Origin of the sequence: Dactylococcopsis salina PCC 8305 (assembly GCF_000317615.1) — a bacterium.
GTDB lineage: Bacteria > Cyanobacteriota > Cyanobacteriia > Cyanobacteriales > Rubidibacteraceae > Halothece > Halothece salina.
Genome location: NC_019780.1, coordinates 2,957,505 through 2,971,097 on the forward strand (window position 1 = coordinate 2,957,505; position 13,593 = coordinate 2,971,097).

The following is a 13,593-nucleotide window of genomic DNA, read 5'->3' on the forward strand; positions in this document are numbered from 1 at the left end:
AAAGTGTAATAAATTCACCCTAATCTAACTTTTTAGCTTTTTAGATTCCTCTTAATTATCCTTGACAAATCCCACAAGGTATGAATCGAAGAGTGTAGAAAGAAAGCGTCAAGAAGTAGATACCTAACTTAAGGAGGTTTTTTAATGGCGAATCTCAATGAGATTGTGATTAGCACGCCAAGTGCAGACTTTGAGTTTGTAGAGATTATCGGTGATGCAGGAGAAGATATTTCTAACCTGTCATTGTTGGAAATAACAAACACAGGTGCAATTGATGATGTAATTTCTTTTGCAGAACAAAGTTTGGGTGATGACGGGTTTTTTCTCGCATCTAGCCCAGCAGCAGAAGCACAGTATGGTGTGACAGGCGACCTGCAAATTGCGGACAATACCTTTACGAATAGCACTAGCACTTATTTATTAGTCGAAAACTTTACAGGTGCATCTGGAGACGATTTAGACACCGAGGATGATGGAACATTAGATGATCCTACGCCTTGGAGCGCGATCGTGGATCAGATTGCATTTATAGAAAATGATGGGGAAACCACCTACGGAACTCCTGCTTTTGGGCCAACAGAAGATGGCTTTCTGCCAGTGGGTGCATTTCGTGACGAAAATGGAGACTTCCAAACCTATGTGTTTGACACGGTAGGAGACGAAGCCACTCCCGAAGGTGAACCCCTACAAGCAACCACAGTCTCCATTATGGAGATTCAAGGAGAAGGTCACACTTCCCCCTTAGAAGGTCAGTTAGTCAGTACCACCGGAGTTGTCACTGCGGTTGATAGCAATGGCTTCTATTTCCAAGACCCCACAGGAGATGATAATGTTGCCACCTCTGACGCGCTGTTTGTCTTCACAGGAGGTGAACCCACTGTTTCCGTTGGTAACAGCATTACCGTTGAAGGAACAGTCAGCGAGTTTTTCCCAGGAGGAGAAGGAACTGGAAACCTCTCTACGACTCAACTTTCAGGGGCAACCGTAACGGTTGATGAACCCTCAGTTGATCTTCCGAGTGCAACAATTATCGGTGAAGGTGGACGCATTCCCCCAAGTGAAAATATTGATGATGATGCGTTTGCTGAATTTAATCCCACAGAAGCGGGAATTGATTTCTTTGAGTCTTTAGAAGGAATGCTCGTGACAGCACAAGAAGCGCTTGCTGTCGCGCCGACTAATCGTTTTGGGGAAATCTTTACAGTCACTGATAACGGTGCAAATGCGACAGTAATCAGCGATCGCGGCACCTTAAACATTAGTCCCGACGACTTTAACCCCGAAAAAGTCCAAATTAATTCTAGAAGCGGGATTCTGCCCGATTTTGACTTTCCAGACGTTAACGTTGGTGCTTCTTTAGGAGATGTCACTGGTGTTATCGGTTATAGCTTTGGCAACTTTGAAGTGTATCCCACTGAGCCTTTTGCAGTTACTGAGTCCACATTAGAAGCAGAAACCACTAATATCACCAGTGGGGAAGAGCGACTCACTTTTGCCAGTTACAATGTCCTGAACCTCGATCCAGTGGTGGAAGATGTTAATTCGATCGATCCCACTGAAGATGATCCAGAAGGGGAGATTGATGATGATCTCGGAAACGGTCGCTTTACCGCCATTTCTGAACAAATCGTCAATAACTTAAATGCCCCTGATATCATTGCCTTACAGGAAATTCAAGACAATGACGGGGCGGAACTAACTGATGTAGGAGATGCCGATGTCACCTTACAAACCTTAGTGGATTCGATCGCGGAAGCAGGTGGCCCCACCTACGAATTTATCGACACCCCTGGCATTGTTCCCGCCTTTATTGATGAAGACGGTGATCTGGTTCGTCCTACAGGCGGGCAACCGGGCGGAAATATTCGTAACGCCTTCTTATACAACAGCGATCGCGTTGATTTAGTAGAAGAGTCAGTACAACCTTTAACTGATCCGCAAGATCAAGCCACCAACCCTGATAATCCCTTCTTTGGGGGACGGATTCCTCTTGCAGCCACCTTTGAATTTAGCGGCGAGGAAATCACCCTCGTTAACAACCATCTCTCCTCAAAAGGCGGCAGTTCACCGATTTTAGGCGTAGAACAACCTTTTGAAGAACGCCAAGAAGAGGTGGAAGTTAACGGTTCTCTCGATGAACGTACTGTTCAAGCCAACGCAGTCAATGACTTTATTAACAACATTCTTACCGACGATCCCAACGCTAACGTTGTCGCTCTCGGTGACTTCAACGAATTTGAGTTTGTTTCCCCAGTGGAAACCATCCTTGGCGAAAATCTAACCAACCTTACCGACACCATTGGTGAAAATGAGCGTTACAGCTTCATTTTTCAAGGTAACTCTCAATCTTTGGATCATATTCTCGTTAGTAATAATTTGGCAGCACAATCAGAGTTTGACATTGCTCATACTAATGCCGAGTTTGCCGAACCAGCTAGCGACCATGAACCACTTTTAGCCAGTGTAAACCTTACGAGCAATACTGAAAATATGGCAATTAATCTCAATCCGATCGGAACATTTACAACGGGTGTTTTTGATGAAGGAGCAGCGGAAATTGTTGCTTACGATGCGGGAACCGAACGCTTATTCGTAATCAATTCGAATGCGGTAACTGTTGACATCCTTGATGTTAGCGACCCCACCAACCCAACTTTAGTTAGTCAAATTGATGCCACTGAGTTTGGCGATGGTGCAAACAGTCTCGCTGTTCAAGATGGCGTTGTTGCTGTTGCCATTGAAGCTGATACAGTGGATGGGAATGGTCAAGTGGTCTTCTTTGATACCGATGGCAATGTCCAAAACAGTGTCGAAGTTGGTATCTTACCAGATATGGTGACGTTTAGCCCTGATGGCACTAAAGTTTTAGTGGCAAACGAAGGTCAACCCAATGAGGAATATACCGTTGATCCAGAAGGTTCAGTAAGCATCATCGACATTTCGGGTGGCGTGGAAAACCTCACTCAAGAGAATGTCACCAATGCTGGCTTTACCGCCTTCAACGATCAGCAAGTAGCTCTGGAAAATCGTGGCTTACGCATCTTTGGCCCCAATGCAACGGTTGCTCAAGACGTAGAACCCGAATATATCACGGTTAATGCTGACAGTACCACTGCTTATGTTTCTCTCCAAGAAAACAATGCCTTTGCAGTTGTTGATCTCGAAAGTGCGGAAGTTTTAGATATTCTTCCCCTCGGTTTCAAAGACCACAGCAAAGGTTTACCCACCCTAGAAGAGTTCGACTTGAACGATGATATCGCGTCTCAGTTCTTACAAACTCCTGATGGTACTTCTGAGATTCCTCTCGGTGGACTCTCTGGTTTATTCTTTGAAGGCGAAGCAGACAACGGTAACTTCCAATTTATCACCCACCCCGATCGCGGCCCCGATTTAGGTAGCCGTGACACAGACGGAGACGGTGAAAATGATGTTCGTACCTTTGAACTGCCAGACTTCCAACCCAGTCTCTATCGCTTTGAACTCAACCCAGAAAACGGAGACATTACCTTTACTGAAACCATTGGCTTAACTCGCGCTGATGGCACTCCTCTGACTGGCTTACCTAACTTAGCGGGAGATGATAGTGGTCGTCAAGGGGAAAATGCTGACGGCGAACTGCTCGACTTTGATCCCTTTGGTGCTGATATGGAAGGCGTGGTTGTTGCTGAAGATGGCACATTCTGGACAGTGGATGAATATCGTCCTTCTATCTATCACTTTGAAGCAGATGGCACGTTGATCGATCGATATGTTCCCACAGGAACCGATCCTGATACCACCGATGACGTAACCTTTGGCAGTGAAACCCTCCCTGAAGCCTACCTTAGCGCACGGGATAATCGCGGATTTGAAGCGATCGCGCAAGACCCCGAAAGCGGTACGGTTTACGCCTTCATTCAAACCCCACTTGGTAACGATGGCACAGGAGAATTTAACCGCGACGTTTCTGATAACTCCCAAGTCATCCGTATTTTAGGCATTAATCCCACAGACGGCACCCCCGTTGAAGAATACGTCTATCTCCTCGAAAAACCAGCATTCAGCGAAGGTAACATCGACAAAATCGGGGCAGCCACCTACACAGGTGAAGGTAAATTCACTGTCATTGAGCGTGACTCTGGCACAGAATCCACCAGTAACAAAGTTGTTTATGAAATCAACCTTTCTGGTGCAACCAACCTTTTAGCCGAAGATGCTCCCAGTCTCGACGGAACAACCTTAGAGCAACTCAGTGGTGATGAATTAGCAGAAGCTGGCATTCGCGCCGTCAGTAAAACCGAAGTCACCAACCTACCCTCTTTAGGTTTCCTACCCAGCGACAAACCCGAAGGAATTGCTCAACTTCCCGATGGTTCGCTTGCTGTCATCAACGACAACGACTTTGAACCCGAAAACAAAGACACCAGCCTCGGTATTATCTCCTTCGATCAGAGTAACGAACTGGATGCCAGTGATGAAGACGGCATTAACTTCCAGAATATCCCCTCTTTTGGAATGTTACAGCCAGACTCCATTGATAGCTTTGAAGCCAATGGACAAACCTTTATTCTCACCGCCAACGAAGGGGATGCACGGGACTATGCTGGCTTCAGCGAAGAAGTTAACCTTGATGACTTATTTGCCGATGGTACGCCCATCACAGCAACCTTAAGCGGTGATCAACAAGTGCCAGCCGTCACGACTGATGCAAGCGGAACCGCTACCATGCGTCTCAATGAAGCAGGAGATGCTCTTGATTACGAAGTTACTGTTACAGGTTTAGACTTTGGCGGTTTTGGTGACATTGAAACCCAAACCGATGACACAGGCGATGATGTAGTGGGAATGCACATCCATAATGCCGCACGCGGTGAAAATGGCGGCGTGGTCTTTGGTGTGATCAGTCCTGCTCAAGATGATGACGATCGCGCGTTCACCCTCAATGACGATGGTTCTGTCACTATCACAGGGACTTGGGACAGTGACGATGCTGATGGCAGTCTCAGCAACTTTGTCGAAGACATTAACAGCGCTGACTTTGAACAAGACCTCGATCTTTATTGGAATATCCATACCGAGGAATTTGGCTCTGGGGAAATTCGCGGTCAGTTAGTACGAGGAGAACAAGAAGACTTCCTCGACCTCAACGATGATAACGAACCAGATACATCTACCACTGAACTCGCCTCTGGAGAAACCATTGCTGATCTTCTAGCGGAAGACCGTTTAGGAGAACTAGACTTTACCAGCGTCACTGGTGACATTGATGGCGATGGCTTAATCGAGCAACTCCATAACTACGGCGGTCGTTCCTTCTCTATCTTTGATGAGTTCGGTAACTTAGTCTTTGATAGCGGTGATCAATTTGAAAAAATTATCGCTCAACAAATTGAAGATGGTATTCTACCGCAAGAAGCGTTCAATAACGACAACGACGAAAACGACTTCGACTCTCGCAGCGATGCCAAAGGCCCCGAACCCGAAGCGATTACAGTGGGTGAAGTTGACGGCACGCCTTACGCCTTCATTGGTTTAGAGCGCGTTGGCGGAATCATGGTCTATAACGTCTCTAATCCCACTGAGCCTGAGTTTGTTCAATATATCAACAACCGCGACTTCTCCGTTCAATTTGATACGGATGCAGAAGGCGATCCCAGTCCCACGCAAGAGCAACTCGCTCAAGCAGGTGACTTAGGACCCGAAGGCTTCAAGTTCATTCCTGCTGAAGAAAGTCCCAATGGTGAGCCTTTATTAGCTGTGGGTAACGAAGTCAGTGGCACAACCACAGTTTACAGCGTTGCTGAGATGGTGGAAGAACCAGAAGTTCCTGAAGCAACCAACGAATTAGAACTGTCTGTAGCAGGTACATTTACAACTGGTATCTTTGATGAAGGAGCAGCGGAAATCGTTGCTTACGATGCGGGAACGGAACAATTATTTGTTATCAACTCTGATGCCACCACAGTTGATATCCTTGATGTCAGTGATCCCACCAACCCCAGTCGTGTTTCTCAAATTGATGCCACTCAGTTTGGTGATGGTGCAAACAGTGTCGCTGTTCAAGATGGCGTTGTTGCTGTCGCCATTGAAGGAGAAGCCGTTGACGAACGAGGACAAGTGGTTTTCTTAGACACTGATGGCAACGAGCTTGCCAGTGTCCAAGCCGGTTTCCTTCCTGATTTTGTCACCTTTACCCCTGATGGCTCGAAAGTCTTAGTGGCAAACGAAGGCGAACCCAACGAAGCATATACCGTTGACCCCGAAGGCTCTGTGAGCATCATTGACATTTCTGGCGAGGTAGAAAACCTCACTCAAGACAATGTCACCGAAGCTGGATTCACCGAGTTTAATGACCAACAAGCAGAACTCGAAGACAACGGCGTTCGCATCTTTGGCCCTGAAGCCAGCGTTGCTGAGGACTTAGAACCCGAATCCGTAGCCGTTAGCCCTGATAGCAGCACCGCTTACGTTGCTCTACAGGAAAATAACGCCCTAGCAGTGGTTGACCTTGAAAACAGTGAAGTCACCGATATTTTTGCTCTCGGTTTCAAAGACCACAGCCTGCCTGAAAACGCTCTCGATGCCAGCAATGACGATGGTCTGAATATCCAAACCATTCCTTCTTTCGGAATGCTTCAACCCGATGCCATTGATGTGTTTGAAGTGGATGGGGAAAACTTCATCATTACTCCCAACGAAGGAGATGGTCGTGATTATGATGGCTTCAGCGAAGAAGCGAATCTTGATGACTTACTGGCAGACGGGTTGCTTGACCTTAATGATGATAATGAGCCAGATACTTCCACTACTGAACTTGCTTCAGGAGAAACCATCGAAGAACTGCTTGCTGATGACCGACTCGGCAAACTCGACTTCACCAGTGCCACTGGTGACAATGATGATGATGGCTTAATTGAGCAACTGCATAACTTTGGCGGTCGTTCCTTCTCCATCTTTAATGAATCTGGCGAACTCGTTTTTGATAGCGGAGATGACTTTGAGCGCATTACTGCCGAGTTAATTCCAGATAATTTCAACTCTAATAATGACGAAAATGATTCCTTTGATTCTCGTAGCGATAACAAAGGACCCGAACCAGAAGCGGTTGTTACTGGCGAAGTCAATGGTGATCTGTTTGCGTTTATTGGCTTAGAACGGGTTGGCGGTATTATGGTGTATAACATCAATAATCCCAGCGAACCTGAGTTTGTCCAATATCTCAACAATCGTGACTTTGAGGTAGAAGCTCAACTCGAAGATGGTAGCACGAATCCTGATGTGGAGGATTTGGGACCCGAAGGATTAGAATTTATTCCTGCTGAAGATAGCCCCAGTGGTGAGCCTTTATTAGCTGTGGGTAACGAAGTCAGTGGCACAACCACAGTTTACAATGTTGATCTTCCTCAAGAAGAAGGATTTACCTTAGAACTATTGCACGCCGCCGACCAAGAAGGCGGTATTGCGGCGGTTAGCGATGCGCCACGCTTCTCGGCGGTGCTGAATGCTTTACGGGATGAAGATTTAGGGGCTGATGGTGAAGCAGACAATACCCTTACTCTTTCTTCTGGTGATGCTTTCATTCCAGGGGTGTTCTATCAAGGTTCAGAAGGCGCATTTGGTAGCCCTGGCATTGGTGATATTCAGATTCAAAATGAGTTAGGCTTCCAGGCGATCGCGTTCGGTAATCATGAGTTTGACTTTGGTACAGAAGTCTTAGCGAATCTGATTGATGGTTCTGCTGAAGGAGAGATTCTTGGTTCTGACTTTACGGGTGCTAATTTCCCTTACCTTTCTACCAACCTTAACTTCTCTGGTGATGAAAACCTCGCCCCTCTGGAAGTGGAAGGCGGTCAAGCCCCCCAACCGAACTCGGTTACTTCTTCGACGGTCATCGATGTGAACGGTGAAGAAATTGGCGTTGTTGGCGCAACCACTCCCACCTTAGCCAGCATCTCCTCCCCTGACGGTGTTACGGCTTCTCCCAGTCCCTTCGATAGTTCTCCCACGAGCGACCAATTGGATGCTTTAGCAGCAGAAATTCAAACCGAAGTGGATGCGCTGTTGGATGCGAATCAAGATATGAACAAGGTGGTCTTGTTAGCGCATATGCAGCAAATCAGTATTGAGCAAGAACTGGCTCAACGCTTAGAAAATGTTGACATTATCGTCGGTGGTGGTTCTAATACCCGCCTCTTTGACGAAAACGATCGAGTCCGTGATGGTGACAGTGACCAAGGCGACTATCCCCAATTCTTTACCAATGCGGGCGGCACACAAACGGCTTTAGTTAACACTGATGGCAGTTACAAATATGTCGGTCGTTTAGTCCTCGACTTTGATAGCGAAGGGAACATCATTCCAGACAGCTACGATGCAGACGTTTCCGGTGCGTTTGCAACGGATGCTCAAGGTGTGGCTGATCTCAATGCTGAGGATTTAGTTGATCCAGAAGTCCAAGAAATCGCCGACGCGATCGAGCAAGAAATCATTGCCGCCGAGTCCAATGTGTTTGGTCTCTCTGATGTCTTCCTCAATGGCAATCGCTCTGGCGGTCCCTTAGACGGGGTTCGCACCCAAGAAACCAACCTCGGTAACTTGACTGCGGATGCAAACTTAGCAGCAGCGCAGGAAGCCGATGAAGAGGTGGTTCTTTCCTTGAAAAACGGTGGCGGTATTCGCGCTTCCATTGGCGAACTTATCGTTCCTCCTGGCGGCTCGGAAGCAGTACGCAACCCGAACCAAGAACTGGTTGACAGCGAAGGCAATCTCATTAAACCCGAAGGTGGCATCAGCGAAGTTGACATTGATAATGCCTTATCCTTCAACAATGATCTAGCACTGCTGACTCTCACTAAAGAGGAAATTGTTGATCTCCTTGAACACGGAGTTAGTGCAATTCCTGAAGTTGACGGTCAGTTCCCGCAAATTGGTGGGGCTGAGTTCTCCTTCGACCCAGAATTACCAGCCGGCGATCGCATTGTCGAAGCAAGCATTGTGGATGATGATGGCAACACAGTTGCTGAGTTAGTTTCCGAGGGCGAAATTGCTGGCGATGCAACCGAAACCTTCCGCGTTGTCACTCTCGGTTTCCTTGCTCGTCCTCGTTTTGACGCTGAAGGTAACTTCACAGGTGGCGGTGACGGCTATCCCTTCCCTAACCTCAATACTGATCCACGAGAAGGGGAATTTGAAGACCCCAATGTTACTGCCCAACTCGGTGATCCAGACGTGATCGATCGCGTTGACTTCACTATCTTAAGTGAAGAAGGAACCCGAACCGGTGCAGCGCAGTTTAAGGATGATGGCACAGAACAAGATGCTCTTGCAGAATACTTAGCCGCCAACTTCCCCGCCGATGACGATCCCAATACTCCTGTCTTCTCTCAAGAAGATACTCCAGCTACGGAAGATACGCGCATTGTTAACCTTGCCTTAGACGATGAACCTACAGAATTAGCTTCTGACTTTAACGGCGATGATATCGTTAACTTGGATGACCTTGGCATCTTTGCTGCTGCCTTTGGTGCAACCGAGGAAGATGATGACTTCAATGCCAGTGCTGATTTAACTGGCGATGGATTAGTCAACCTTGACGATCTTGGCATCTTTGCCTCTGAGTTTGGTTTAACTCTCGGTTAAATTTTCCTGATCATTAATTTTTGAATTTGCATCTTTCCCCCCTCATTTTTGAGGGGGTTTTTAATTATCTTGTTGACAGCTTGACAGTTTGATTCTAAACCAAAAATTAACCGAATCTTTACTATTTTTTTATCAAATTTCTCCGCACAGTGTGTTTTTGTCACATCCCTATGAAATTATAGTGATTCCAAATAAAAAACAGCAGATCATATCAGGTTCGCTCAATCAATGATAAAAAGTAGGTTGGGTAGAGACGTTCCATGGAACGTCTCCACACGAAACCCAACACCATTATAAGCAATTACCCGAACCCAATATCAAAGGTAGTGGGAGCATCTTGCTCCCTAGTAGCAGCCAAGATGGCTGCACTACGGAATTGAATTGGAACGACTATAAGTTTGATATACAAGGAGTTTTTGAAGATAAAGAACTAGAATTAGAAAAAATTATGGGAAAATAGCGTTGGCTAAACAGCAATCTAACGATAAACTTAAAACTAGATTTCATATCTAATCATGGAGTAAAAAACAATGGCAGAGTTATTTGTTACCAGTAATGGTGAAACTTTAGACGGCACAAACGAAAATGATATTTTAGAAGCAACAGGCTTTAGTGGGACAATTCTCAATGGTTTAGAAGGAAATGACGAACTCTTTGCGGGAACTGATGGGACTCTCAACGGCGGTGTCGGCGATGATATCTTAGATGCAACTGTTGGTGGCGGTGGCAATACTCTAAACGGTGAAGGGGGAAACGATACGCTTTTCGGTAAAGAGAGTGATATCCTTGATGCTGGAGAAGGGACAGACCGCTTATTTACCGATGGGGCTGGCGACAATACTTATACTGGAGGTGCTGGATCAGATCAATTCTGGTTAGCAGCATCGGACATTCCCAACATTCCTAATAGAGTCACTGATTTTAGTCAGGGCGAAGATGTTTTGGGTATTGGTGGCTTAGATGGTACGGTTGATAGCTTTGCGGATGTTACTGTTACTGAAGCTGGTGGCAATACTACCGTTGCGATCGAAAATGGGGATACTCCTTTAGCTACTTTAGAGGGCTTTACAGGAGAACTAACCGCTGATGATTTCGCGATTGTTAGTGCTGATGAACCCCCTGTTGATGAAGCTCCGACGGTGGAAGAGGCTACCTTTGAGGTAGAAGAAGAAAGTGCTGTCGGAACGGAAGTTGGTACAGTAACAGCGACTGATGCTGAAGGAGATGATTTAACTTTCGCTATCAGTGGTGATTTAGATGTGGATGGTGATGGTGAAGCTGCCTTCGCGATCGATCAGACTGGATTAATTACTGTTAATGATAGTGATGACATTGATTTTGAAACTCAACAGAGTTTTGATTTTGAAGTCACCGCAGAGGATACCAACGGTAATATCGGTACGGGAAATGTCACTGTTGATTTAATCAATGATCCTGCTGATGATCCTGAACCTGGAGAGTTACAATCCGATTTTAACGGCGATGGTCTTGTTAACTTAAATGACCTTGGTGTATTTGCAGCTGCATTTGGCACCAGTGATGGCGATGATAACTTTAATGCTAGCGCTGATCTCACAGGAGACGGTTTAGTTAATTTGAATGACCTTGGCATTTTTGCTTCCGAATTTGGTGCTTCTGCTTAAGGTTTGAGGTGATATCCCCCAAAATCGGGGGATTTCCATTAATTGCTGAGTGAACACAGTTATAGTCATTATTTCTGCTTACGTTTATCGGGGAGGGGAACGGGGAACAGAGAGGAAGACAAGGAAGACAAGGGAGACAAGGGAGACAAGGAAGACAAGGGAGACAAGGGAGACAAGGGAGACAAGGGAGCAATTTTTCTTCCCCATCTCCCCCATCTCCCATTTCACCGAGCGCTTTTTTTAGGAGTTAAGAGCCTTAAAAGCATAAGGTACGAGAGTTTTAGCTTTATTGACTCAAGCCCTAATTAATTGGTTTTGGGAACAAGAGAGCGCGATCGAGAGTCAGGGATAACTTAAATCGAAACGGTGAGGAGACAAATTTATGTGTGGAATCGTTGGTTATATTGGCACACAAATCGCCCCAGACATCTTAATTTCAGGTTTAGAAAAGCTCGAATATCGCGGTTACGACTCCGCAGGCCTTGCGACGATTTTTGAAGATGAATTGCATTGTGTTCGCGCTAAGGGGAAACTCCATAATCTTCGCGCCAAAATTGAACAAAACCATCATCCCGCACAAATTGGCATTGGACACACGCGCTGGGCGACTCATGGTAAACCAGAAGAACATAACGCCCATCCTCACCTCGATATGGCAAGACGAGTGGCGGTGGTGCAAAATGGCATCATTGAGAATTATCGGGAATTACGAGAGGACTTGAAAACAAAAGGACATGAGTTTGTTTCTGATACCGATACGGAAGTGATCCCTCATCTGATTGCAGAACTGTTAACGACGACTTCCGAAAGTGATTCACCACTTTTAGAAGCCGTACAAAAGGCAGTACAACGCCTCCGAGGAGCTTATGCGATCGCGGTGATTTGTGCGGATTATCCTGATGAAATGGTGATTGCACGGGAACAAGCGCCTCTCGTCATTGGCTTTGGACAAGGGGAATTTTTCTGCGCTTCTGATACACCGGCTCTCATTGCCCACACTCGCGCGGTTTTACCCCTAGAAAATGGAGAAATCGCTAAGTTAACCCCCCTTGGTGTGGAAGTTTATAATCAAAGCGGCGATCGCGTCAAGAAAACCCCTCGCACCCTCGACTGGAATCCTGTTGTAGTAGAAAAACAAGGGTTTCGTCATTTTATGCTCAAAGAAATCTACGAGCAGCCTGGGGTGGTTCGCACCTGCTTAGAGGCGTATCTCGATCAAGACTGGCACGCGGGGCAAAACTCGGAAACCTCACCGATTCACCTGAATTTATCCCCTACCCTCACCGAAAACTTAGAAAATATTCAAATCCTAGCCTGTGGCACCAGTTGGCACGCCGCTTTAGTGGGAAAATACCTCTTAGAGCAATTAGTGGGGATTCCCACCAGTGTCCAGTATGCGTCAGAATTTCGTTACGCACCAGCACCGATTACTCCCCATACTCTCACCATTGGCGTGACTCAATCTGGAGAAACCGCCGATACTCTCGCCGCCTTAGACTTAGAAAAACGTCGTCGCGGTAACTTAGAAACGAAGTTTCAGCCTCATTTATTGGGAATTACGAATCGCCCCGAAAGCACCCTTGGGCAAATGGTTGATGAGGTGATTGACACCCACGCGGGGATTGAAATCGGAGTGGCTGCCACCAAAACCTTTATTGCTCAATTGATTGGCTTTTATTGTTTATCCTTAGATTTAGCTTATCAACGGAAAACCCTCTCCGAAGAACGCATTGAGGAAATTTTAGACAACTTGCGTTATCTTCCCGCACAAATTGAACTGATTTTAGAAAGTCAAGAACGCTATATTGAAGAACTAGCTCACGATTTTGCTGAGACTCAAGACTTTATTTTTGTGGGACGTGGGATTAATTTTCCCATTGCGTTAGAAGGGGCTTTAAAACTCAAAGAAATCAGCTACATTCACGCCGAGGGCTACCCAGCTGGAGAAATGAAACATGGACCGATCGCGCTCTTAGATAATAAAGTTCCTGTCGTTTCGATCGCAATGCCAGGCTGCGTTTACGAGAAAGTATTATCTAATGCTCAAGAAGCAAAAGCAAGAGATGCGCGTTTAATTGGTGTCACCGCCATGAATGACACCGAAGCCAACGATACCTTTGATAACTTGTTACCTGTTCCCGAAGTTGAGGAACTAATTTCGCCGTTAGTGACTGTGATTCCCTTACAACTGCTTTCTTATCACATTGCAGCTCGACGTGGTTTAGACGTGGATCAACCTCGTAACTTAGCCAAATCAGTTACAGTCGAATGACGAAAGTCAATTAAATCGATTTCAACGATCGCGCTACCCTTGCAAAGTGCCATTGTAATC

3 protein-coding genes are annotated in these 13,593 nt (G+C 46.2%); all 3 read left to right on the forward strand.

Going from position 1 to position 13,593, the window contains the following annotated elements; genetic code table 11:
• Nucleotides 1–144 precede the first annotated feature (144 nt).
• The 3 genes from DACSA_RS21700 to glmS all read left to right on the forward strand — a co-directional run bounded on the left by DACSA_RS21700 (nt 145) and on the right by glmS (nt 13,533).
• Nucleotides 145–9,618 (forward strand): choice-of-anchor I family protein, encoded by a 9,474-nt coding sequence (locus tag DACSA_RS21700; protein ID WP_015230410.1) that lies wholly within the window; start codon nt 145–147, stop codon nt 9,616–9,618.
• 530 nt (nt 9,619–10,148) lie between these two features.
• Nucleotides 10,149–11,261: a cadherin domain-containing protein gene (locus DACSA_RS14145; RefSeq protein WP_015230411.1), complete on the forward strand. Its 1,113-nt coding sequence runs from the start codon at nt 10,149–10,151 to the stop codon at nt 11,259–11,261.
• Nucleotides 11,262–11,643: 382 nt separating this feature from the next.
• Nucleotides 11,644–13,533, forward strand: a complete 1,890-nt coding sequence (glmS, locus tag DACSA_RS14155; RefSeq protein ID WP_015230412.1) for a glutamine--fructose-6-phosphate transaminase (isomerizing) — start codon at nt 11,644–11,646, stop codon at nt 13,531–13,533.
• The last annotated feature ends 60 nt before the right edge of the window (nt 13,534–13,593 follow it).

Bases quoted from the DNA above. Each gene is read 5' to 3' on its own strand.
- DACSA_RS21700 (WP_015230410.1), top strand. From the start codon at position 145: ATGGCGAATCTCAATGAGATTGTGATTAGCACGCCAAGTGCAGACTTT.
- DACSA_RS14145 (WP_015230411.1), top strand. From the start codon at position 10,149: ATGGCAGAGTTATTTGTTACCAGTAATGGTGAAACTTTAGACGGCACA.
- glmS (WP_015230412.1), top strand. From the start codon at position 11,644: ATGTGTGGAATCGTTGGTTATATTGGCACACAAATCGCCCCAGACATC.